This window comes from Streptomyces sp. NPDC014623 (genome assembly GCF_043088245.1).
In the GTDB taxonomy this organism is placed as follows: domain Bacteria; phylum Actinomycetota; class Actinomycetes; order Streptomycetales; family Streptomycetaceae; genus Streptomyces.
Map to the genome: position 1 here is coordinate 34,199 of NZ_JBIBZU010000030.1, position 22,431 is coordinate 56,629.

Consider the following 22,431-nt stretch of genomic DNA (forward strand, 5'->3'; position numbering starts at 1 on the left):
ACTCCCGAAGGAGCCTCACCAGTGTCCGACACCAGCACGAAGGCACCGCCCGAGCCCACCACGGTGGTGGCCGACCCGGACGGGCAGACCACCCCGATCGAGATCACCCTCAACCAGACCCCCGCCGACGACACCAGCACCACGAACGACGGCGGCAAGGCCTCCCGTGCTCCGGTCCGGGCACTGCCGCTGGCCCTGTTCGGCACCGAGGCCGCCGCCACCGGCGGGGCCGCCCTGTACGGGGCGGCCGGAACCCTCGGCCTGGTGACCGCTGCCGGAGTGGTGGCCGGCGGCGGAGCCCTCGCCGCTGCGGTCGCCGCCCGCCGCGCGGCGCGCAAGGGCGCCCTCGGCAGCGGTCGCGGCGGCCGCGGAGGCGGCAGCGGTTTCGGCGCAGGCCGGGGCCGCGGTGGCGGGCAGCGCTCCGCGCTGGGCAGCACGGGCCGCTCCACCTCCGGCGGCCGCGGCTCCGCTCCTGGCGTCTCCGGCGGCCGTGGACAAGGGCGCGGCGGCCTCGCAGGCCGGGGCGGCGCCGTTCCCTCGCCCCGCGCCGGGACCGGCCGGGGCGGCATGTCGCTCACGAAGAACGCCCGGCCCAACGCCGGTACGGGACAGACCCGCCCCGGACTGCGCAGCAGCGGCCTGGGCGGCGCTGGAGGCGCCCGCACGGGTGCTGGTGCCTCCGGGGGCCTGGGAGGCCGCCGGAGCGGTCCTGGCGGGTCCGGAAAGGGCGGTCTGTTGCGCCGCCTCGGCCTGCGCCGCAACGGCGCGGGCGGCACTGGCGCGGGCGGCGGTGCGGCCTCCGCCGGTACGGGCGGGTCCCGCACAGCCGGGAAGGCCGGTGGGAAGAGCCGCAGCACCCTGGCCGCCGCCGCCCGCCGGGCGGGCCGGGCCGGGATGCGCGGCACGGCCGCCGCCGTAAAGGCGGGCCGGGCCCTCGCCGGGTCTGCCGCCGCCCGTTCGGCCGGCACCAAGGCCCGCGCCGCCCGCCGCGGTGTGGCCAAGGCCGCCAACCAGGCCCGCAAGCGGGCCCGCGTCGCCTGGGCAGCGGCCGTCAAGAAGGGCCGGGCCGGGATGCGGTACCTGCTGCGCAGCGCGGCGGCGAAGGTCGCCGCCGGGGCCGTCGGCGCCCTCGCCATGATCCCCGGCCTCCTCGGACGCGGGATCGCCGCCGCCACGGGCGGCCTGCTGCGCTTCCTGCGTCTGGCACCGCGCAACGGCACCAAGTGGGGGGTCCGCTGCACCCGCTGGGCCATGCACCTCGCGAAGACGCTCCACACCCGGCTCATGGCCAGGGCCAAGGACGGCTGGGCCAAGGACACCCGCCCCGACGCCCTGACCGACTTCGACGAGCCCGGCCACACCACCACCCCCGCCGACCCGTTCGGCAGCGACCACTTCGGAGGAGATTGCGTGTCCGTCTTCGAGACCGAGACCGAGGCCGTACGCGAGGCGTACGCCGCCTACGAGCCGCCGATGATGCTGGCCGTGGCCGCCGAGTACTGGGGGCTGACCGAGGGCATCGCCTCGGTGGGTGAGGCGGTGCGGCAGCTCGCGGTCAACACCGCCGACAAGTACCCGGCCGACAAGCGGATGGCCGACCAGGTCGCCCAGGTCTACGCCCTGCTCCACCGGGCCGCCGAAGCCGCCCAGGAAGTCGGCCCCCTGTTCGCGAAGGTCCACGAGCACGACCTGCGCCGCCTGGAGGAGCCCCGGCCCGGCGAGCACATGTGGAACATCCTGGAGCGCCGCGCGGACGGCGGCTACGACCAGCGCCAGCCCTCCCGGCTTGTCGCGGTCACCCAGGACATCGCCCACGTCTACGCCCGCTACGAGCCCGGCCACATGAAGCAGGTCGCCGCCGAGTACGAAGGCGTCCCGGCCGGGATCGAGAACATCGCCGCCACGATCAGCCTGCTCCAGACCCGCTCCAACGAGGTCTACCCGGTCGACAAGACGGTCGTCGAAGCCCTCGCGACGGTCCACCAGCTCCTCATGCAGGCCGCGTCCGCGGCTCAGGAGCTGATGCCGTCCTTCCGCCGTCTCCACGCCCCCGACATCGCCCGCCACGAGGACCCCCGCAACGGGGACCAGGGCGAAGCCATGTGGGACGTCTGACCGGCCGGCAGCACTGCCCCGGGCGGGCCGCGCACTCCACCGTGCGTGGCCCGCCCGCCTCTCTCCCGCCTCGCACTGCCCGTACGAAGGAGCCCGCACCGATGGCCGCCAAGACGACTTCGACCTCCGCCGCCCTGGACTGGGGCTGGCACCACTCCCCCGCCACCTCCGCCGCCCTGGTCGCCGGAGGCGCCTACGCCGTCGCCGCGACCGGCTCCGTCACCGGCCTGCCCCCCTCCCACGCCCTCCTGGTCGCCGGAGCCGGAGCCGCCGCCCAGGCCGCCGCCGACCTCTACCAGCGGCGCCCCGGCGGCCACACCGTCGCCCGCTGCGCCGCCTGGCTCACCGCCGGCGGGTGGACCGCCTCCGCCCTGGCCGACCACACCCCCCTCACCTGGGGCATGGCCGGCTGGTGGGCCGCCGGAGCCGCCGCCGGGATCACCCTGGCCCGCGGCCTGGTCCAGGCCGAGGAGACCGCCCGCACCGAACGCCACCAGCGCAAGCTCCAGAAGTGGGCCAACAAGCGCGCCAGCGAATGGCACGACCGCCTCCACCGCCTCTTCCGCCTGGAGAACCACACCGTCGAGGGCGTACGCCCGTGGAAGGGCGGCGTCGGCTACACCGTCCTGGTCACCATGCCCTCCGACACCCCCGAACTGCCCGCCGACGCGGTGCGCAAGCTCGCCGTCGACCTGCGCCTGCCCAAGGGCGGCGGCATCGAGGTCCGCGACGGCGAGACGTACGGGCAGATCCTCATCCGGGTCACCGCCGAGGACGTCCTCGCCCAGCAGATCGACCTGCCCGACGGCCCCAGCGACACCACCGTCACCAGCATCTACGACGGCATCCCCCTCGGCCTCAAGCCTGACGCCGAAGAGGCCCGCATCGCCGTCGTCGACGACTGCGCCCTCATCGTCGGCCAGGTCGGCTCCGGCAAGACCAACACCGTCAACGTCGCCAACGCCGGGGCCCTGCGCACCAACGACACCGTCGTCATGCACATCGACGTCACCGGCGCCGGGATCTCCCTGCCCTGGCTCCACGCCTGGGCCACCGACGGCAACGCCGCCGTCCCGCTCATCGACTGGACCGCCGACACCATCGAAGAGGCCCACATCCTGTGCGACGTCGTGATCGCCGGGATCGGTGCCCGCAAGTCCGGGCACCAGGACCAGCTGGTCGACGACGACAAGCTGGAGGTCACCCACGACCTGCCCGAGATCCTGATCCTCGTCGACGAGATCGCGGAACTCACCCCCAAGCTCCTCAGCAAGCTCGACACCATCGTCAACACCGGCCGCGCCGCCCGCGTCCGCGTCGTCGACTGCGGGCTGCGCGCCACCCAGGACGTCATCACCGCCGCGATGAAGAAGCAGTCCCGCGTCCGGGTCGGCATGCGCGTCTCCGACCCCGAGGAACTCTCCCACCTCTTCCCGACCGGCGGGGCCCGCATCAACCCGAAGTCGGCCCCGTACAAGGGCTGCGGCTTCTACTCCTCACCGGACGCCGACGACGTCGTCTCCGACCCCACCGCGTTCAAGGCATACCGGATCACCCCGAAGCAGATCCGGGCCCTGTCCGTCACCTACGCCGACCGCCGGCCCCGCCTGGAAGACGTCTTCCTCGACACCGAACCCGCCCAGTACTACGCCAGCCGCTGGGGCCGCATCCTCCCCCGCATCTACAAGGGCAAGCAGCTCCACCACACCACCCACCCCTACACCGACATGGAGATCCTCCACCCGCCGATCGACGAGTTCACCGGCATCCCCAACACCGGGCTCGTGGACGACGACGCGGACGGCACGGCCAGCCCGCGCGCCGCGAGCAGCTCCACCACACCGGCCGCGACCGCCACGGCCGAAGCATCGGCGAAGACGCAGCGGTTCGGCTCCGACCTGCTCTCCGACATGCTCGCCGCCGCCCGCACCATCGACGGCAAGCACGACCAGGCCGCGCCCGGCGACGCCACCGTCATCGAGGCCGACTTCGGCCGCGTCATCCGCCAGGCCGGAGCACCCCAGGACCGCCCCAACCCCGTCCCGCAGCTCCTGACCGAAGCGCACCAGCACATCGTCGCCGCGGGCGGCCGCATCCACACCGGCGACCTCGCCACCCGCATGGACACCGACCCCGTCGCCCTCGGCACCGAACTCAACCGGCTCCTGCGCTCCGTCGGCGTCGAGCGCCCCGGCAAGGGCAGCGTCCGCGCCGGAAACGACGGCGAGTCCAAGGCCGGCTACCTCGCGGAAACCCTCGCCGCCGCGATCCACGCCTACGCCACCCGCAACACCCAGTAACCACAACTCAGGCTGTGGGCGGCCCACACGCCGCCCACCACACCCCTCCCACGCGCTGTGGGCCCCCCACAGCGCGTGGGAGCCCCTGACCTGCATGTGGACCCGTGGGCCGCCCACACCACACCCCCCGCCGAAGCCCCGAAACCCACCCCCGAGGGCACTCCGGCCCTCCTCCGGCTCCGCCGTGGGCGGCCCACACCACACCCCTAACCAGTCACCCAACGTGAAGGAACATCGCGCTCATGGGCATCACCATCTCCGCCGTCGTCCTGCTCCTGGTCGTCGTCGCCATCCTCCTGCGCACCGGATCGCTCCGCTTCGGACCCGCCCTCGCCGCCGTCCTCCTCGGCTTCTTCCTCGCCTCCACCGGCATCGCCCCCGCCGTCAACAACGCCCTCTCCAGCCTCGCCACCGCCATCGCCCAGATCACCGCCTGACACCCCGGAGGCCCGCCATGAACACCACCCACACCTCCAGCGCACTCACCCCCGCACCGGTCCCGCCGGTCCTCCCGGACCGGCTCCCCCTCGACCCGGCCGACGCCCGCGACCTCCTCTCCGACGAGCTCTACATGGCCCGGGTCTGGTCCCTGATCCGTCGCGAGGAAGAGACCCGCACCGGCCATCCCGTCCGGCCCACCGACGCCCCGGCCCCGGTCCCTGCGACCTTCGTCAGGCCGCCCTCGCCTCCGGCCGCACCGGTACCGGTGCCCGGGGCACCTGGCTGGGTGTGGCAGTACAGCGCGCTCGCCCTGTCCTCCGGCGGCTTCGCCGCACTCGCCGGATACGGCATCGGCGCCGCAGCCCCCGGCTTGGCCGTCATCGACGACATCCTCGCCGCCCTCGGCCAGGCCGTCATGTCCATCGCCGTCCTCGCCGTCCTGGCCGCCGTGCTCCTGGCCGGCCGCCGCACCCGCAACGCAACCCCGGGCACGACAGTCAACATCCGCAAGGCCGTGTTCAAGCGAGGCAACTTCCACGGCTGACCACACATCGCACCACCGGAGAGGGCCCGCCACCGGCGGGCCCTCTCCGTGTCCCCGGCCGCCCCGCCTCGCCCCGACCACACCCGGGCGCCCAGCATCAACGGGCGCAGGCAGGGCCGCCCCGGAACCGCGGCACGCACCACCACACGCCCATGACCACCTCCGAGCAGCCCACGCTGCTCAACTGGGGCCACCACTCACATTTCCGCTCCACGCCCGCACCCTGCGCCCTGTGCAGCAAGCCCGCGATGCTTCGCTCGCGCGCAGGAGAGGTCGTCCACAAGGTCTGCGGCCGAAATCTGGAACGCCCGGAACCCGCGTGAGGTCCGGTTCGTGTCCGACGACCGGCCGCGCCGACGCAAGGACGCCGGCGCCCACGCCTGCAACGCAGAAGCCCGGGGTGGACGTTCCGTCACTGGCATCGGGCCCCAGCCGCCCGCCCCGGGCCACGCCACCCTGTCACGACACGAAGCCCCGCTCTGCACCGCCCTCCGAGGCGGCGCAGAGCGGGGCTTTTCTGCGTTCGGGCTCGTCTCCGCCCGACACAAGCGTTGGAGCGAACGCCGGTGCTGGATGGCGTCTGGCCACGAACGGTCGGAGAACGGCCACTTCGGCTTCCTGCGCTGCCCCCGCGACTGTCCCGTCAGGGAAGCGCATGGCGCGCGTTGGAAGCAGTGCCGCGGCTGATCACCGTACGGGTGTTCTCCAGCTGATTTCGGCCTATAAGAAAGCCGCATGCGCCAAGTCTTGCCGAACCCTCCGGCCGCGGACGGACGAAAATTCAGGATGGGGAGATGACCTTCACCTGGAAGACCCCGCCGTGGCAGCGCAATGAGGACTGCACACACATGGCTGTCCTGGTCGCTGATGGAGGCGGGGGACAGATCAGTTTCAACACGCAGAGCGTGCGCGGGGACGACGCGACCGAGGCACTCGCAGACCTGCTGATGGGCCCCGGCGGCGCGAACGGCGCAGCAGTGCTGCTGCCCGGCCTCCTGGCCGTGGTGGTCCGCCGCGGGATCGACGTGATGTGGATGGCTCAGCCACCCATCGAGGTGTCTGCGGCAGGGGACGGCGAGCTGAACATCTCCGTCGCCGGGGCACAGCCCGACGAGGTGACCGCGTTCTCCGCCACCGACGCTCAATCCCTGCTCACCCGAATCCACGCACAATACGGCGCTGGGGCGTAGCCGGGACTTTCAGAGTCACCCCGGGTGGTTGCCCGCCTGAGGGCCGAGTGCCGTGAGGGAGGAACACAATGAGTCGCGTTCATCCGGTTGCCAATGGTCTGCGCACCGACCACCCCGTTCCGGGCCTGCCATTCATCAATGACGAACGTCTGCCCCTGGACAACCCCGACGCGATCGAGAGAACAGGTCGGAACCAGGGCGAAGGCCTCTGGGGTCGTACCGACGACCTAACCGATGGCGGCTGGGTCGCGTTCACCACCGAACCGAAGAACCCCGCCTACGCCTGGGCCGTTCACCACCACCCCGACCACGGCCGTACGGTCCTGCTGCTTCACGACGACGACATGAGCAGTCTCCACCAGGACTGGATGTACGGGCACAGCGGATTCCTCTACCGGCAGGGCGGCTACTGGTGGGACGGCACAGCCTGGCACCGGCCGAGCCAAGTCGTGGACCACGCTTTCGAAGGCTACGACGCCCGCCCTGTCCAAGACGCCCTCACCGTGACCGCTGCCGACCTCCTGACCCGCCCCGGTGCACCGGACCATGCCCACGTCGTGAAGATCGCCGCCTTCACCGCGCTGGAGGAGCCGCTGTCCGACTGGCACGACCACCTAGCCCTGTGGGCCGCACGACGGCCACGTGACTCCCGGCCGCTCGACCAGTGCGTTGTTGACCTGCGCGCACCGGAGCTTGAGCCTGCTCGTCTCGTCGACCGGGAGGGCCTGGCGAAGATCGCGGATGTGTCCCCTGATGACATGCCGCACCCTGAACGAGGACACCGCGATCTGCCCCCAGCTCAGACCGAAACGTCCGCCGGCCCGCTCTGGTCACAACCGGTAGCCCAGGACTGGGCCGAGCAACGCCGCAGGACTCACGGTCCACGGGCCCTTCTCTCCGGCCAGACGACAGAATTCGGAACGGATCAACCACTCGGACTCGTCGCCGACCACAACCGCCTCACGAAGATCATTCGCGACGGTCTGGAGGACGACCGGAACGACGGAAAGCGCCGCCTCGGATTCGCCAAGCCAGACCTGGAAAGGACGGCCGCAACCCTCGCCTGGTGGCCCGCGGTCGCCCTCACCGAAGGCCCCAACAGCCTGATCCCCATCTCGGCCGTGCGCACGGTCTTGATCGAGGCCGTCCTCGGAGGCCTCTCGAGCGACGTCGACAACGCCCAAAAGCGTGAGAAGAGCGAAGTCTCCCTCGGCGACATCAGGAGAGACGTGGTGGAGCTCCTCGACTGGTACATCCAGCGGGAGCCGGACCGCACGCCGGGGCTCTTCGGCGAGATCTGCCTGCTAGCCCGCCTGCGCTTTGAACTCTCGCCGGAGCAGGTCGGACGCCTCCTACGACGATCGCTCCACCTCGACAGCGAAATGGACCGCGAGACCATCAACAGCCTGCTGGACCTGGCACTGCCGCCCTCTGCCCAGAGTGCCGACGGCAGCTAAATCCCGCTTGACCGCGGACAGCGGTGGCTAGGGCCCGCAGTCTGTCCGCGTCCAACGGGACCGGGTTGCGGCTGACGGGTGCCTACATCGGGCCGTCGCCAACCGCGCACGCGGCGTGAGTAGCAACTTGATCAACCAGCAGACCAGGCACCTGCTCTGAGCCCTCCGGCCGAGCTGACCCGAGGCCCGTGGTCAGCCTGTTCGCCGGCCCAGGCCCCGGACGCTAATGCTCGAGCCTCGACCAAGTGAAGCGGCTCTCGCCAGAGAGATTCGGTACGAGAGCCGCTTGGTGCGTTCGCCTGCGTCACACGGCAGATGTCTGCTCCACCTCACACTGCGCGCGACCGAGGCGATCCACGAGCAGCTCCGCGACCACAACCAGCTCCGCTGCTGAGAGCCGGGCAACCAGCGCCTCAACCACGTCATTCGGCGAAGCCGAATCGCTCAGCACCAGCTCAGCCTGAGCGGATCCCAAGCCCTGACCATTAACGGCGTTAACGGTCTGCGCTGAGGATGCCGCCCCGGACGTCTCCGCAGGGAGCGCATCAAAGGCATTAGGAGGTTCGTCGCTCCAGGGGGCCTTCCGGGGTGTGCCTTGAGCTGAAGTATTACCGCCGTTAACGATCGAGGCGGCCACATCTGCCTCGGGTGACTCTGCGTCCAGCATCCGTGGGACGTCGTCGCTGTCCCAGGGATGCGGCCTCTGCCGGGGTGCCCGAGCGCTCCTTGCACGCCGCGGTAGATTCCCCCATGGGTATTCCAGACACCAGCATCGCGGCCATAGCCGCCCTGTTCAGCGGCGTCGCAGCGTTCGGATCCTTCAAGACCGCCGCGCAGGCGAATCGCACAGCCGAGGCAGCTAACCAGACCGCGGCCTCAGTTGCCCAGATCGAGCGGGATCGCTGGCACCAAGATCTGACGCCTATCGTCGCCTTCAAACTCACCCACGAACGCGGCAGCGTCGAACTGCTCATCCGGTTCCAAGGGCCCTCGTCCATCGGACGGCTCGACCGGCTCGACCTGACTATTCGCGACGACCGGGACCGAACGAACGATGCGGTCCTTGCCGGCGGTCTGTCAGCAGAGGAGCGCGACAACACGATCTGGGGGCCCTACCGTTTTCGGTTTCCCGCCAACGGCGATTCCATCGGCCGCACTACAGCACCCATTGCCTTGGACGCTGGTGAGGAGTTCCGCGTTGGGCTTGACCCCTCCTACCCTCACAGCCACTACGGGGGAGGGCTTCAACAGTGGTCTACGGATTATCAGCCCAGCCACCTCCGTCTGTGGGTCCGTTGCGAGGTCGAGGGCCACAAGCCCTGGAAGTTGAGAGCTGACGTTCCGCGACCGCTGGATTCCACGCACACTCCATGGCTCACAGCCCACTAGCTCAAGCTCCAACCCCAAGCGCCGGAGGCGGCTCTTCAGCATCAGGCGACGTCGCTACGAAAGAGTCCCTCGCCTCGCGACCACGTGACGAGGAGCCCGCCTCCCGCCTGAGCGCTTGAGTCCCGATGCACGGCTCCGCCCTTGCTCTGCGATCGGGGCGTGCGGAGCCTTCTTATGCACGGTGATGAGATCGGCAACCGATGGGCTGTGCTCGCTCGTCTCTCGGCTATGCCTCAGCCACCGCAAGGACCTTCTCCAGTACCGCTCACCCGGCCGCGCTGCGGCGAGGACACCAGCCAAGAAAGTAGGTTCGGCTGTCCAGGCATCCGCGTACCGGGCCACACCGAGTGTCTCGCCCACCTGATCGACCCCGACCGCGATGCCTACCTTGCTGGCCTGTCCCCCGGCGCTGACATTGACCACCGCGGCACGACCTTCACCGAATCCCTCTTCGCTGCTCTCCTCAACGCACTTCGCGACCCCGCAACCGGCAGCCCTCGCTTGGGCGTCGCCAATTTCGAGCTGGCAACCTTCGAGGGCCGCGTCGGTTGCGAGTCGGCGGTTTTCGAGGACGAGGCATCGTTCGAGTCAGCAACCTTCAAGGACGAAGCGGTATTCAGGACAGCCACCTTCAAGGACGTCACGTCGTTCCACTCGGCAATTTTCGAGGGCACCACCAGGTTCGAGTCGACGATTTTCGAAGACGGCGTCCGCTTCGATTCGAGTACCTTCGAAGGCTCCGCCCGCTTCCGGATGGCCTCCTTCAAGGGCGGAGCCGGGTTCCAGTCTGCGACCTTCAAGGGCGGCGCCGAGTTCCGGTTCGCTACCTTCGAGCGCGGCGCCTGGTTCCAGTCGGCGACTTTCGAAGGCTTCGCAGGGTTCGGCTCCGCGACTTTCGCAGGTGCCGCTGGGTTCGGGGCAGCGATCTTCAAGCACGATGCCTCGTTCGTGTCGGCGACCTTCGAGAAGGCGGGCAGCATTGGGCCGTTGGTATGTGCCGGGCGGGTACTGATGTCCGGGGCGACCTTCGGTAGCCCGGTAACCCTCTCCCTTACTACGCAGCATCTGGAGTGCCGTCGGACTCGCTGGTCGTCCACAGCCGAGGTACGCCTGCGCTACGCCACAGTGGATTTCGCTCATGCGGTTTTTGAGTACCCCCTCACGATCGCCGCAGAGCCGGATCCGTTCGTGCTCGCCGATGGCCAGCAGCTGGCAGAGACTTCCCTCGCGGGTGAGCTGAGTCCTGAGGTGAGGTTGGCGTCGCTGCGTGGCGTGGATGCAGCCCACCTGGTCCTGGCCGACGTCGATCTGTCGAGGTGCCTGTTCATCGGCACAGTGCACCTGGACCAACTGCGCCTGGAAGGCGCGTGCACGTTCGACGCGGTCCCGCCCGCCGCGCACTGGCGACGTTGGCCACCCGTGCGGTTCACCGAGCGCCGCACCCTCGCCGAAGAACACCACTGGCGTGCCAGCCAGCCGGGGGCAGTCCGGGGCTGGAACGTAGCCGTCCTGGGCGCCGGACGCTCCGGGCCGTTGCAGCTGGCGCCGGTGTACCGGGCGCTACGCAAAGCCCTCGAGGACAGCAAACACGAACCCGGGGCCGCTGACTTCTACTACGGGGAGATGGAGATGCGCCGGCGCGCCGAGGACATCCCCCGCAGCGAACGGAGGCTGCTGACCGCGTACTGGGCGTTGTCCGGCTACGGCATGCGCGCCTCCCGGGCCCTGGCCTGGCTCGGAGCCGCCATGCTTCTCACCATCGTGATGCTGATAGCCGTCGGCCTCCCCACGGACACTCCGAAGCAAACCGCGACCGGCACCGTCCCCGCCGACGGAGGCAGAGTCACCTTCGAGATCGACAAGAACGATCCGAAGAACCCCACCGGCAACCGGCTCACCGGGGAACGCGCAGAGAAGGCCCTGAACGTCACGCTCAACTCGGTGCTGTTCCGTTCCTCCGGTCAGGACCTGACCACCTCCGGCACTTACATCGAGATGCTTTCCCGCTTGACCGAACCTGTCCTTCTAACGCTCGCCGTCCTCGCCGTCCGCAACCGCGTCAAGCGATGACGCACCGCCGCGATCTGAGACAGCTCGTCAGGGAGAGGACAAAAGTGAGATTCGAGTCGGCACAGTTCGCCGATCAGATCGAGCGGACGTGGCCACTCTTACTGGGAACGGACCGCGCCTCATGGGTGCTTACGCCGTAAGCACCCATGAGGAACCCGTGGGGTGCTTACGGCGTAAGCACCCCACCTGCATCTACTAACGAACATGTGGAATGAAACGTGCGCAAGGGTGCACAGAAACTGGATGGCATGGCAGTAAGCTGCCGTCATGGCATCTCCGTACCCCGGGGGTGAGCGGGAGAAGCTGGTCTCGAAGCTGCCCGCCACACTCCGACAAGCGCTCAAAGTCCGTGCTGCGCAGCTCAGCACAGACGTCCAAGACGCTGTCGCCGCCGGCATCCACGCCTGGCGAGAGCACCCCGAGCAGCTCCCCGCAGTCGACACCGCCGGCGCAGAGTCCTTCGGCACATACCTGCCCGAGGGCCTCTATGACGACTTCAAGGCGGACTGCCGCGTTCGCGAAGTGTCGTACATCCAAGGGCTGGCCCAGTCCGTGGCCCTCTGGCTGACACAGAACCCGGCCGATGTGGCCCAGTCAGTCCGACGCCTCGTCGTCTGCAATCAGAAGGGCGGCGTCGGTAAGACCTCCGTCGCGGCGGGCCTGGCCCAGGCTCTGGCCGAGGGGTCTGAGCACATCGTGAAGGCGTCCCTGGCCGCAGGCCTTTCGAAGAAAGACGCGCAAACGCTGGCCCATGCGGGCGGACAGCGTGTCCTCCTCATCGACTACGACCCCCAGGGCCACCTCTCTCACCAGCTCGGGCTCAAAGCCATCCCCGCCGGCGAGGAAAGCCTCGTCACCCACATGCTCCACCGGGACCAGGCGCACCAGTCCCTGCTCGAGCTCACCATCCCCATAGACGGCGAGCGCTTCGGCGACCGACTCCACATCCTCCCGGCCGCGTTCGACGCCTTCCTGCTCGACTCGGGCCTGACCATCTTCCGGGGCCCCCGGCACGCCGCACTCGAGCGGGCGCTGGCACCCGTCGAAGAACACTTCGACGTCATCGTCATCGACTCACCTCCGAGCCTGGGCCTCTCCATGGACGCCGGGCTCTACTACGGGCGCCAGCGCGACGACGAAAGGCCCGGAGCCTCGGGCCTGATCATTCCTGTAGAGGCTGAAGACACCTCGGCACAGGCCTACGGCATGCTCATCAACCAGGTCGACTCCCTTGCGCGGGACTACGACATCCAGATCGACCAGCTCGGCCTGGTGGTCAACAAGTTCGACTCTCGCCGCGGCTACATCGCCACCTCCTCCCGAGACAAGTGGATGCAGCTGGGCACCCCGCCCGTCCTGGCTGTCGTGCCTGACCTCAAGGAGCAGCGCGAGGCAGTGCGTCTACAGAAGGCACTCCTGTCGTATGCACCCACCTCTGAGCAGTCGCATGCCATGCGCCAGATCGCAAAGGGACTGAAGTAGACATGAGCAAGGCCGACGCACTCGGTGGCAGCGCCACCTTCGAAGCCGTGGCACAGCCACTCAGCAGCCGTGCAGCATCATTCGCCCGCTTTGCGGGGCAGGACGCCCCTCCCGCGCCCGGCGACATGGGAACCGAAACTCCGGCGGCTTCCCCCCGGCTGCCGATCAACGCAATCGCCCGCAACCCCTACAACCCTCGCGAAGAGCTCAAAGCCATCGAAGAGATGGCCGACAGCCTGACCGGACGCGGCATCATCCAACCCCTCACCGTTGTCACCCGCAGCGCCTTTCTCGCCGCCCACCCCGGCCAGGACGAAGCCCTCGGAACAGCCCAGTACGTCGTCGTGGACGGAAATCGGCGCCTCGCCGGTGCCAAGGTCGCCGGAATAGACGATGTCCCTGTCCACATCGACGACTCCCTCGCAGATGACGCCGACACCCTGCTTGAGACAGCCCTTACCGCGGCTGTCCAGCACGAGGACCTCGATCCGCTGGACGAAGCCAAGGCCTTGCAACGCCTCGTCGAGGTTCACGGATCGCAGCGCGCCGTCGCGCGGTCCCTCGGCAAATCCAGCGGCTGGGTCACACAGCGCTTGGCACTGCTTAAGCTCACCCCAGATCTGCAGCAAGCCGTCGAAGACAAGAAGCTGCCGGTAGAGGTTGCCCGTACCGTCGGCCAGCTTCCCGAACAACAGCAGGGTGGCGCCGCGGAAGCAGCCCTCGCGAAGCGCGAGCAGAAGAGGGCAGCACGCAAGCAGGGTGCTTACGCCGTAAGCACCCCAGCCGACTCTGCAGCCGACCCGGCGAAGACGGCTGCACCGGCAGCCCCGCCCGCCATCAGCAACAGTCACCAAGCCTCGACGCCTGCGCAGCAAGACCTCGGCGCCGACCACATGCCATGGGCCGACGGAGCCGCCCTCATGGACACCGTCTTCGCTCGACTCAACTCTGCCCAGCGCAGCGCCTTCATTCTCCGGTACTTCCAGATCAGCCGCGGCGTTGAGGATGTAGTCGCCGACATGCACGGCGATCTGACTTCAGAGAACAGGGCTGCATTGGCCGTCATCTTGGAGCAAGTCGCCACGCAGCTACGCAAAGCGTGACAGAAGGGGAGTGTGTCCCCAGGGCGCCTCTGATTCCGAGGTGAGAGACCGTCCGGGGATGGACGTCATCATTCACGGGGCGTACTGCACGTACTTAGCGCATGCACGAAGACTCGTAAACGTCGCCTTGGCCACTGGGCAAGGCACCTAGTGCCCGCTCCAGGCCGCGCGTTCGTGGTGGCGTGTTGTCAGCGCAGCTGGGGCGAGGGCCGGCGACAGGAGCGCCGTGCTCACATACCTTGAGCACCTGGAAGGCAACGCATGACAGCCCTGCACAGGCTCATCGGCCCGTGAAGGAAGAGCGGGCAGTAGCCCAGTCACTGCCCGCGCGACCGCCGTGCGGACCTGCCCCCGCACGCCCAATCGAAGGAGGAGCGGTGCTGACGGAGGCTCTGGCGGCGTTGGCCGCAGCTGGAGGTGCGGCGGTCGTGCAGGCCGCTGCCACCGATGCATGGACCGGGACGAGGGAACGGGTCGCCGGATGGTTCGGCCGCTCGGACGGCTCGCGGGAGCCAGGCGATCTCGAACTCCTCGACGAGACCGCGCGGGCGCTCGGGCGGGCGGCGCCTCACCAACTCGCCGAGGTGGCCGCGCACCACGAGGCCCTCTGGCGGGCCCGATTCGAAGCGGCGCTGACGGCAGCGCAGGACGACGCCCAGCGCGAGCGGGCGGCAGAGGATCTGAGGGTGCTGCTGGCTGGCACCCCATCCGGTGGCGGCGGTGCCTCCAGCGGCGATGGGAGCCTGTCAGTGGGTGGTGACGCCGAGATCCGCAGCATGCCGGGCTCAATTGCCGCCGGGGTGATCAACGGAGGCGCCGTGGTCAACTCCCCTATCCCGCCGGAGCGGACACAGGGCTGAACCGCTCCGGGACCACCGGCCCCGTCACTATCAACGCCACCACGGTCCACGGTGGCATCCATCTCGCACCCGAACCGCCCAGGCCCACCCAGCCGACCGTGGTCCTGGGCATCACCCCCGATGGGGCCCCTCCGTTCTCGTTGTCCTACGAGATGTCAGGAAAGGCGCGGAGCACGAAGATCCGGCCGGTCGATGACTACCTGGACAACGTGCGCGTGGGCAAACTGCTGGATGGCTGCTGGCAGTCCCACCGGTGGCCGGTCCTGGACGTCAAGGTGGTCAACAACACCGCGGAAGCGGTGCTGTTCCACGAAGCGGTCCTGCACGTCACGTCCTCCGAACCGGACCTGCGGGCCGTCCCGGTCCTCCTTTACGACCGCATGAACATCGCTCTGCGAAACGACGGGTGGGGACAGATGCAGGACTGCACCCTCACCTTCTCGCTCTTCGCCGGCCCGAAGGCGTCCCGGCCAGTCGGAGGTCCGTTCGTCCTGCCCTCCGCAGGTCTCGTCGAGGGCACCGGGCGCAACGGACGGCGCCGCGCACAGTGGTCCGTGGCCGACGCGTTACGGTCCTGTGGCGTCGACCCGGCGGCGATCAGTTACCTGATCGGTCCGGCCCGTTCTTCGGCCCAAAGCCGGGCGATGCTAGACGCGGCCCTCGGCCCCTTCGCCGAACGCGGCGTGGCCTTCGTCGAGGGGGTCCTCGAGTACACCCACCCAGGCCTGGACGGCGCTCCCGTCCGTGCGGCGAACCCGGTACGGGGACGCCTGGCCCTGACCGACGACGGCTCGCCCTTGATTGGGGGCTACCTACCGCCCGCTCACCGGTACTCCACGGTGCTTCCCTCCTCCGGCAGCGCCTACAGGGTCACAGTGCCACTCTCCCAGTTTGTGCAGAGCGGTGAGGCCGACCGCTTCCTTGTCACGATCGCCTCTGACCGCTCCGCCATCCACGACTTCTCCCTGACCGTTAAGTACAACGAGCAACAGGAGGTGGTGGCCGCCGAGCAGGTAAGGCTGGAGTTGTTCCTGCCTAAGTTGAGGGAGGACAGGGCGCCATCTCGTCGTCAGCTGGGTCCGGCGGCGGCTCGTCCTGCGTGGCGGCGGTGGTGGCAGGGATGGCGGCGAAGCGGCCCTTCGAGCTGACGGGTCCCGGGGCCCCGGTCCCTGCTTTCGAGTGCGGCTCTCCGAGGGTGAGGCGAGGTGGGCAGGTGCCTGTCCGGGTAACCACTGGCAAGGAGGGCGGGTCACGGGCGCCGTCGGCGTGTGGTCAGGCCGCCCACGGCTGGGCCGCCTGACAGACTCAGTGCCGGTGGCGCCAGTGCTGGTGTGCTTTCAGTACCTCGTAGTTCCAGGTGGAGCGCTGTTGCGTCGAAGAGCGGCCGGCTGGGACTCCGAGTTGTTCGGCGATGGTGGGGAACCGGGGGTGCATCTGGCGGTCGCCGACCGTTACCAGCGCTGAGAGCAGTGGCTCGCTCTGGTCGCGGTCGTCGTCGACGAGCCACAGCAGGACGCTTTCGTCATCGCGGTGCAGACTCGTCAGGGCGGGCAGGCGTTTGCGGATCACCGTCCACGTGGTGGTGGTACCGGCCCGGGCGGTCTGCTCCAGCAACGGCCGTAGGTCGGTCGCGAGTTCCGCGAGCCGTCCCGCTCCCAGAAGCCCTGGCTGACCCTTCCGAGGAGCCGGACGTGTCTGAGCATGCATGGGCAAAGCGTCGCGGGTCACCGGTGCGGGCGGGGCCGTCCGCACCGTGCGTTGCACCGGGTCGGGCGCGGGGGCGCGAGGTGCGTCGGAGGACCACACCGTTCTCGGCCGGACGACGGGTGCCTGTGCGGATACCGGCCGCTTCGTGGACCTCTGACGAGGGGCGGGCGGGGCCTTGTCCGGCTGAGGCCGCGGCTCCTGCGCGGCCCGGCGCCGCTCCTCCTCCCGCCACCGGCGAGAGCCCAGCACCTCCTTGAGATCCTTCAGCTGGGCCCGCTGCTCCCGGGTTTCGCGCGGCGGGGCTTGCGAGGCCTGATGCCAGGCCCACTCGAACAGGTCCGCTGCCTTGGTTACGTCGAAGCGGTCGATCGCACGCTGCAGTTCGGTGAGCGTGCCGTTCAGCGAGCGACGAATCATCGCGATATCCATCGCGCTCAAACTCGGGCGGCCTGTCGTCCGGCGCCGGAAATCGGTCTGCCACTCTGCCCCGCCACTGAGCCGCACACGTCCGTTCGACAAGAGCCGTCCCCCACCCCTGGCACCACGCTGTGCCCCTGACCCGTCGTTATCCGCTCAAGGTGACCCACAACCGTGGTGCGCGCAAGAGCGCTTCGCGACAGAGACTCAACGGGCTGGAAGCCAGGTACCACCCGACCGCGCGGCCCCAGGTAAAGCCCTGACCAGAACCGCTTCACGACGGCGCCGTCGTACGCCTGCCCCGCGCCTGTGGCTGCTCTCTAGCAGCCACCCCGCCGTGCCCGCTGTCTGCCGTGAGATTGCAGGCCAGCGCTACGAGTGGCCGACCAGGGCGGTGATGAGCTTGCGGGCCCTCTCCTTGGTCAGCCGCTTCGCGGCTGTCGCGCACCGCTGCCGGGGAGCCCTCTGCGCGATGTCGCTGCCCTTGACCACCTTGGCGAACTCGGCGTCGAACCGCTCCTTGCCGACCTTCTCCGCGAGCGTGGTCAGGTATTTCACCTGCGCCTCGGTGGCCGATTGGGTCTTCGCCTGCTTCCGCCGCTCCTGCGCGGGGGCGTAAATCTGCTTGTAGTGCTCCTTGAGAGCGGCCTCCGCCTTCGGGGTGCGGCAGGTGACGTGCACGCTCTCGTACCGGGTCTGGGTGCCCGGCTTGCCGGTCACCGCTTCCCACAGAGCGTCCGCAGTCAGCTTCTCCTCGTCGACGCCTTCGGTCAGACCGGGGCCGACGAGCCCGTAGGAGCCGGTCTTGCCCCGCGGGATCACCGTGAAGCCGGCCGGGAGGGCATGGGCTTGGAGCCAGTCCCGGCCGCATCCGCAGTGCCGGGCGTGATACCCGGCCCACTTCCGCTCCAGCGGCTCGTACACCAGCCGGTCGCCGTAGTACTTCGGATCTCTCGCGAAACCAGACATGCGCCGCAGTGTCCCACCGCCGACCCGGCCAGGACTGCCAGCCGCCAACCTGGATGGACGCAGGCCCTCGGGAGAGGAGCGGGCCCAGCTACCAGACTGGACCCGCTCTCCTCCGGCACTCCCCGCCTGTGAATGGGTGCGCCGGTGACATCGGATGGGCATCAGCAGGGATGGGAGAGCTCTTCCTGCTCAGAGTGCACCACAGTAGTGATCATGGCTGTCGCGCGGTGACCAAGTTGTTGCCGCCGGATGCCCATAGTGAGGGTGGCCGGCTGCCATGGGCGTGCCTGTTCACAGCGGGGCTCAGACATCTGGGGAGTTGCAGGTTGACGGCGGCGGATGGCGCGCGAGCCAGCCAAGAGCGAGCGAAGATCCTGCTTCCGCTGCTGCCTGGTTGAGGCGGTATGCGTCGGCCCACCGCCCCTTCGCCATCCGGAGGTGTGCGAGTGCGTGTAGAGCACTGCTGTTGCCAGCCCTTGACGCATCCTGGGCAAGGCGCTCAGCAAGCTCCTCGTCCCCGTTCCCTTCACTTCTGTGCGATAGCCATTCCAGAGCTGCAGGGTGCGATACGTCAGCAGCAGCTTGATAGAAGACCTGAGCGCTGGCGTGGTCGCGACGATCAGCCTGCTCTTTGGCCGCCGCGACAAGCTGGTCAGCAAAGCCGCATTCCGCCAGGGTTCTGCACAAGTCGCCCGCCTGCGATACGGCACCTGTCGCAGCGTGATGTCGCGCAAGTGCCAGGAGAGGGCCGTGGCTGTAGTGCTTCAGCAAGGCCTGTTTTGATATCTGTTCCGCCTCCGCATGACTACCGCGCCTCGCTGCACGCAAGGTGACCCGTTCAGCAGCGAACGCGTCACCTCGCTCCGCAGCCCAGTAGTACTGGCGCTCAGCTTCCTCGTCGAGCCCCGCAGTCACTAGATGGTAGGCAAGGCGGCGAATACCGCGCAGGTCGCCGCTTGCCGAGCGGGCGAGCTGGCTGACTTCCTCGTACTCACGGCGCCGTCCAGCAGAAGCGAGGGCAGCGGCCAGCTCACCCAGCAGGTGACTATTGCTCGGACAGTGTGCCTCGATCAGATGCCGCGCCCGTGCGTAGTCTGCGGCAGCGATCAGCTGGCGAATGAACCAGTGAAGCGGGCCGGAGCAGCCCGTCGCGTCAGCCCGAATGTACAGAGGCTCGCAGCCGAGTTCTTTGTGCTTATGGGCGGCGCGCGCCATCGCGCGGACATCACTTTCTGTGGGTGCGTACTTGGCTGCTGCTGTCCACAAAGAAGCAGGGGGGACTACCTTCTCCCGAAGGTCTCGACTGCGGTCATGCAGGTAGTCAGCCAGTAGGTACAGAGGTTCAGCAGGGCCCGTCTCTCCCGCGCGGGGCCGGTAGCGCTGCAGAGGCCCGGGTAGCTGACGATGCTGTGAGAGCAGGCCATCCAGGCTGGCACCGAACCAGTTGTCATCGAGTGCATGCCAGGCCGCATCGTCGATGTATCCCTCGGCAGCCGCGCACAGAAAGCCGGGAGAGAAGAGAGGACTATGCCCGTAACGCCGTGCATCCATCGCGGCATGCAGCACGGCCTGAGGGGCGGGGCTCGCGTTCTCGTACCTGCGCCACAACTGTGGCGCACCGGCAAGAAACTGCGATATTCGTCCGCTTGTGGCTTGCTTACGAGCCATTACCAGACGAGGATCTGAGTTGATCAAGTGAGCAGCTGCTGTCAACTCATCCTTGGTGAATGCAACGGGCATCGCCACCGTAATCGCCAGATCGGCGAGCTGCGAGGCGCCGTCGAGCAGCTCATCGGCTGCTACATCGGCCTGCGAGAAGCGGTCCCACAGATCAGGCCACATGGTCCCCAGCACTAGGACCGGGCCCCGACTGCGATCCCATAGCAAGTCTTGCAAAGCGGACGTGATTTTCTGAACCTGGTCATTTCCTAGCAAGTACAATTGCGCTTCATTGAGCCATAGCACTGTGTGCGGACCTACTGCACCCTGCTCCAGTGCCTGCAACAGTCCCCGCGGCCGATCTGGCACAAGAGGATGAAGTACCTTCCACTCGGGCAGCTCAGCCCTGATGGCCTCCCAGCAAGCTCGAGATTTCCCCCCCGAGGAACTGCCGGTGACCATCACCAAGCGACTCTCATCCTTGGCCGCACGCACCTCGCTGCGCAGGAGATCATCCAAACGGTCAGGCCTGAGGACGTACGGGGGCAGCTTGGAGAGCGACTGCTTGTTGTCCTCGACGCTGAGAGAAGGATGTACTTCGAAACGGAGAGCGTCGGCCGACCGCAGGCTCGAGATTTTCTCCAATGCGTACTCCGGCCTTGGGCCCGCAGCAGGCTGTGTGCCGACCAGGAGATTTCCCTGCACGATGGTCTGGTTGTTGTTCCCAGTGACCGCCAGCCCCAGATTCTCTCCTGCGGTCACTGACCGGCCAGCGCCTCCGTTCACCTGCTGAACTGCTTGATCGTCAGAGGTAGGGACCGCCCCCAGGGAGCGGTCGACAACCGCCTCCTCGCCCGAGTTTCCCGCCGACTTGGTGGGCAAGTTCTTCTGTTTTGTCTCGGTAACGGATTCCGACGGTCTAGGCCGAGGGGAGCGGATTCGGCGCCACCAGGAAGTCACAACTGCTGGTTCCCGTCACCAGTGATGGCCTCACCGAGCGAGCCACCGGCAGATACCCCTCGATTGCCTGCCGCCGGTACATCACGCACCGGCAAGGTCGGATCATGGGGAGCTTGCTGCGGCGCAGGCCCAGACCGCCGATTGTTGTCACCTGTCACAACCAGCCCAATGCTGTGGCCAGCCTGCACCCCGCGTTCGCCAGTCACGGGCGACTCGGAGACGTGAAAGAGAGCGAACACCGAAATAACGAGGCCAATTGCCCCAAGCCCCGCGCCCGTGATGCTGGCCACCCGATCTGCGGTATCAAGATCTACAAAAATTGCCAGTAGCACCAGCCCGACCAGGACCACGGCAGACGCCGCCGCAGCAGCCCAGATCCACCGCCTCCTGCTCGCTGAAACTGTCACCATGCATCCCTCCGAATAGAGCACCTGACCATGAGCACATGAACTTAGTGCTCTGTGACGGGTGACTTCGTGTCGGGTGCAGCGTCGCGCTGCGCCGTCGCCTGCTGGTGTTGTCCGTGCGGATCCAGTGGCATCTGCTTTGGTCCACTTCATTCCGGTCAAAACGGGCGCGGGTGGCGGTCCTCGCGGCAGAGGGCCGGCATGGCCTTAGCCGGGCTTGCAGGGCTAACCCCTCGATGCGGCACAGTGCGTCAGGCGTTCTCGCCGACCCGGCTCACCCGGCTGCCCCTCATGGTCGGCCCGCCCGGTCCGCGCCGTGCAGCAGCTGCACGCTCCACCCGGTGACGTCGATGCGCAGCCCGTGTTCGTTCCCGTAGATCCTCATCCGCACATCCTCCGGCGCGCCGGCCGCGCCGGAGGTGTTCCCCGTCAGATGGAGGCCAGTAACTGATGCGCTACTTCCGCGAGTCGATGCAGAACACCATGAGCCTGTGCCAGTACAACGTCCGAGCCTTCACCGGCCCCGAGATCGACGCCATTGAGGAGTACGACGACCAGGTCCCCGTCCCCGCGTACTTCGAGCTGGAGACCCTGCTCGCCGGCACTGACGAAACCGCCGAAGCCTTCCGCCGACGGGCCGAGGAGCTGACCCGCTGGCATGACGCCCTCGCCCGGCTCCTCACCGATTCCCGGCTCAAGAACACCGGTGACGACCAGGAGCCCTACAGTCCCGCCGTCCGCCGCTTCCTCAAGGGTGCCGCGGGCGACTACCACCGTCACCGGCACGGGTACGAGTACGCGGTGACAGTCTGGGCTCTCGGACTTCAGGCCCCGACCAGCTACCCGCCGGAGACCCGCCACCTGAACGTGGCCAACCGGGAACTCAGGCTCTGGGAATGACCTTGGCCACCGGGACGGTCGGCAGGCGTTCCGCGGCGAGGCCGGCGCGCGGCGCCCCGTCCGGGCCGGGCGACAACCCGGGGTTGTCGGCGGGAGCGGGTCCGGTGCCCAACGGGCGGCGGTAGGTGGTCACCGGGCCGATTCTCCGCCGCTCCGGTGACCACCGCCAGTAGCAGCGGCCCGTGAGGCCGGCGCGGGGAGTTCTTCACCGCCCCGGCCTGTCCCGCCACCGTGCCACGCTGCAATGCCCGAGTGCGTCGGGGGGAGCCGGGGGTGTCTGCGTAGGTAGGACGCGTGGTAGCACCGAGTGCTGCCATGGGGTGGGTGACCTGGTCGGCTCAGGGCGTGTCGCCGGTCCAGTGCAGGCGGTCGGGGTCACCGGAGCGCCCTTCGTAGTGGGTTCGTCCGCCCGGCCCGTACGTACCGAGTTCGGCGATGAGTGCCGCGCCCTCCAGCAGCTC

General features: G+C 68.5%; 20 protein-coding genes. 14 read left to right on the forward strand and 6 right to left on the reverse strand.

Annotation, left to right across the window (positions count from 1 at the left end):
* Positions 1–21 precede the first annotated feature (21 nt).
* The 7 genes from ACF1FZ_RS32325 to ACF1FZ_RS32355 all read left to right on the forward strand — a co-directional run bounded on the left by ACF1FZ_RS32325 (position 22) and on the right by ACF1FZ_RS32355 (position 8,047).
* On the forward strand, positions 22–2,115 hold the full coding sequence (locus ACF1FZ_RS32325) for a hypothetical protein (RefSeq protein ID WP_391776943.1): 2,094 nt from the start codon (positions 22–24) through the stop codon (positions 2,113–2,115).
* 101 nt (positions 2,116–2,216) lie between these two features.
* Entirely contained in the window at positions 2,217–4,415 is a 2,199-nt protein-coding gene (locus tag ACF1FZ_RS32330) for a hypothetical protein (protein WP_391776944.1), read from the forward strand.
* Positions 4,416–4,657: 242 nt separating this feature from the next.
* Positions 4,658–4,852, forward strand: coding sequence for a hypothetical protein (locus ACF1FZ_RS32335; protein ID WP_073772066.1), 195 nt, complete (start codon positions 4,658–4,660; stop codon positions 4,850–4,852).
* 17 nt (positions 4,853–4,869) lie between these two features.
* Positions 4,870–5,400 (forward strand): hypothetical protein, encoded by a 531-nt coding sequence (locus ACF1FZ_RS32340; RefSeq protein ID WP_391776945.1) that lies wholly within the window; start codon positions 4,870–4,872, stop codon positions 5,398–5,400.
* A 152-nt stretch (positions 5,401–5,552) separates the two neighbouring features.
* The gene (locus ACF1FZ_RS32345; protein ID WP_391776946.1) at positions 5,553–5,723 is read left to right on the forward strand and encodes a hypothetical protein; all 171 of its coding nucleotides are present in this window, start codon (positions 5,553–5,555) and stop codon (positions 5,721–5,723) included.
* Between the two features lie 471 nt (positions 5,724–6,194).
* Positions 6,195–6,590 carry a hypothetical protein gene (locus tag ACF1FZ_RS32350; RefSeq protein ID WP_391776947.1) on the forward strand — a complete coding sequence of 132 codons (396 nt, stop codon included), beginning with the start codon at positions 6,195–6,197 and terminating at the stop codon, positions 6,588–6,590.
* Between the two features lie 68 nt (positions 6,591–6,658).
* Complete coding sequence (locus tag ACF1FZ_RS32355; protein ID WP_391776948.1) at positions 6,659–8,047, forward strand: hypothetical protein; 1,389 nt, start codon at positions 6,659–6,661, stop codon at positions 8,045–8,047.
* Between the two features lie 304 nt (positions 8,048–8,351).
* Here ACF1FZ_RS32355 and ACF1FZ_RS32360 read toward each other — a convergent pair whose 3' ends face one another.
* Positions 8,352–8,714: a hypothetical protein gene (locus ACF1FZ_RS32360; RefSeq protein ID WP_391776949.1), complete on the reverse strand. Its 363-nt coding sequence runs from the start codon at positions 8,712–8,714 to the stop codon at positions 8,352–8,354.
* Positions 8,715–8,797: 83 nt separating this feature from the next.
* On the opposite strand from ACF1FZ_RS32360, the gene ACF1FZ_RS32365 reads away from it, so the two are divergent.
* The 6 genes from ACF1FZ_RS32365 (at position 8,798) to ACF1FZ_RS32390 (ending at position 16,099) form a co-directional block, all read left to right on the forward strand.
* Positions 8,798–9,436, forward strand: coding sequence for a hypothetical protein (locus tag ACF1FZ_RS32365; RefSeq protein ID WP_391776950.1), 639 nt, complete (start codon positions 8,798–8,800; stop codon positions 9,434–9,436).
* 228 nt (positions 9,437–9,664) lie between these two features.
* A complete protein-coding gene (locus ACF1FZ_RS32370; protein ID WP_391776951.1) occupies positions 9,665–11,506 on the forward strand; it encodes a pentapeptide repeat-containing protein in 1,842 nt (613 codons plus the stop codon).
* A gap of 267 nt (positions 11,507–11,773) precedes the next feature.
* The gene (locus ACF1FZ_RS32375; protein WP_391776952.1) at positions 11,774–12,988 is read left to right on the forward strand and encodes a ParA family protein; all 1,215 of its coding nucleotides are present in this window, start codon (positions 11,774–11,776) and stop codon (positions 12,986–12,988) included.
* Positions 12,989–12,990: 2 nt separating this feature from the next.
* Positions 12,991–14,091: a ParB/RepB/Spo0J family partition protein gene (locus ACF1FZ_RS32380; RefSeq protein WP_391776953.1), complete on the forward strand. Its 1,101-nt coding sequence runs from the start codon at positions 12,991–12,993 to the stop codon at positions 14,089–14,091.
* 377 nt (positions 14,092–14,468) lie between these two features.
* Positions 14,469–14,951: a hypothetical protein gene (locus tag ACF1FZ_RS32385; RefSeq protein WP_391776954.1), complete on the forward strand. Its 483-nt coding sequence runs from the start codon at positions 14,469–14,471 to the stop codon at positions 14,949–14,951.
* 98 nt (positions 14,952–15,049) lie between these two features.
* Entirely contained in the window at positions 15,050–16,099 is a 1,050-nt protein-coding gene (locus ACF1FZ_RS32390) for a hypothetical protein (RefSeq protein ID WP_391776955.1), read from the forward strand.
* 157 nt (positions 16,100–16,256) lie between these two features.
* Here ACF1FZ_RS32390 and ACF1FZ_RS32395 read toward each other — a convergent pair whose 3' ends face one another.
* The 4 genes from ACF1FZ_RS32395 to ACF1FZ_RS32410 form a co-directional block, all read right to left on the reverse strand.
* Positions 16,257–17,087 carry a hypothetical protein gene (locus tag ACF1FZ_RS32395; RefSeq protein ID WP_391776956.1) on the reverse strand — a complete coding sequence of 277 codons (831 nt, stop codon included), beginning with the start codon at positions 17,085–17,087 and terminating at the stop codon, positions 16,257–16,259.
* Between the two features lie 360 nt (positions 17,088–17,447).
* On the reverse strand, positions 17,448–18,044 hold the full coding sequence (locus ACF1FZ_RS32400) for a hypothetical protein (protein WP_391776957.1): 597 nt from the start codon (positions 18,042–18,044) through the stop codon (positions 17,448–17,450).
* Between the two features lie 303 nt (positions 18,045–18,347).
* Positions 18,348–20,465 carry a hypothetical protein gene (locus ACF1FZ_RS32405; RefSeq protein WP_391776958.1) on the reverse strand — a complete coding sequence of 706 codons (2,118 nt, stop codon included), beginning with the start codon at positions 20,463–20,465 and terminating at the stop codon, positions 18,348–18,350.
* 194 nt (positions 20,466–20,659) lie between these two features.
* Positions 20,660–21,073: a hypothetical protein gene (locus ACF1FZ_RS32410; RefSeq protein WP_391776959.1), complete on the reverse strand. Its 414-nt coding sequence runs from the start codon at positions 21,071–21,073 to the stop codon at positions 20,660–20,662.
* Between the two features lie 447 nt (positions 21,074–21,520).
* Here ACF1FZ_RS32410 and ACF1FZ_RS32415 point away from each other — a divergent pair, with 447 nt between their 5' ends.
* Positions 21,521–21,970 carry a hypothetical protein gene (locus ACF1FZ_RS32415; RefSeq protein ID WP_391776960.1) on the forward strand — a complete coding sequence of 150 codons (450 nt, stop codon included), beginning with the start codon at positions 21,521–21,523 and terminating at the stop codon, positions 21,968–21,970.
* Here the strand turns inward: ACF1FZ_RS32415 and ACF1FZ_RS32420 are convergent.
* Positions 21,954–22,103 (reverse strand): hypothetical protein, encoded by a 150-nt coding sequence (locus ACF1FZ_RS32420; protein ID WP_391776961.1) that lies wholly within the window; start codon positions 22,101–22,103, stop codon positions 21,954–21,956. The two genes, ACF1FZ_RS32415 and ACF1FZ_RS32420, sit on opposite strands and share 17 nt — an antisense overlap.
* Positions 22,104–22,431 lie beyond the last annotated feature (328 nt).

Coding starts and splice junctions, on each gene's coding strand:
- ACF1FZ_RS32365 (WP_391776950.1), top strand. CDS start 8,798: ATGGGTATTCCAGACACCAGCATCGCGGCCATAGCCGCCCTGTTCAGC.
- ACF1FZ_RS32375 (WP_391776952.1), top strand. CDS start 11,774: ATGGCATCTCCGTACCCCGGGGGTGAGCGGGAGAAGCTGGTCTCGAAG.
- ACF1FZ_RS32340 (WP_391776945.1), top strand. CDS start 4,870: ATGAACACCACCCACACCTCCAGCGCACTCACCCCCGCACCGGTCCCG.
- ACF1FZ_RS32415 (WP_391776960.1), top strand. CDS start 21,521: ATGCGCTACTTCCGCGAGTCGATGCAGAACACCATGAGCCTGTGCCAG.
- ACF1FZ_RS32395 (WP_391776956.1), bottom strand. CDS start 17,087: ATGGATATCGCGATGATTCGTCGCTCGCTGAACGGCACGCTCACCGAA.
- ACF1FZ_RS32330 (WP_391776944.1), top strand. CDS start 2,217: ATGGCCGCCAAGACGACTTCGACCTCCGCCGCCCTGGACTGGGGCTGG.
- ACF1FZ_RS32350 (WP_391776947.1), top strand. CDS start 6,195: ATGACCTTCACCTGGAAGACCCCGCCGTGGCAGCGCAATGAGGACTGC.
- ACF1FZ_RS32345 (WP_391776946.1), top strand. CDS start 5,553: ATGACCACCTCCGAGCAGCCCACGCTGCTCAACTGGGGCCACCACTCA.
- ACF1FZ_RS32370 (WP_391776951.1), top strand. CDS start 9,665: ATGCCTCAGCCACCGCAAGGACCTTCTCCAGTACCGCTCACCCGGCCG.
- ACF1FZ_RS32380 (WP_391776953.1), top strand. CDS start 12,991: ATGAGCAAGGCCGACGCACTCGGTGGCAGCGCCACCTTCGAAGCCGTG.
- ACF1FZ_RS32410 (WP_391776959.1), bottom strand. CDS start 21,073: ATGGTGACAGTTTCAGCGAGCAGGAGGCGGTGGATCTGGGCTGCTGCG.
- ACF1FZ_RS32335 (WP_073772066.1), top strand. CDS start 4,658: ATGGGCATCACCATCTCCGCCGTCGTCCTGCTCCTGGTCGTCGTCGCC.
- ACF1FZ_RS32400 (WP_391776957.1), bottom strand. CDS start 18,044: ATGTCTGGTTTCGCGAGAGATCCGAAGTACTACGGCGACCGGCTGGTG.
- ACF1FZ_RS32355 (WP_391776948.1), top strand. CDS start 6,659: ATGAGTCGCGTTCATCCGGTTGCCAATGGTCTGCGCACCGACCACCCC.
- ACF1FZ_RS32360 (WP_391776949.1), bottom strand. CDS start 8,714: ATGCTGGACGCAGAGTCACCCGAGGCAGATGTGGCCGCCTCGATCGTT.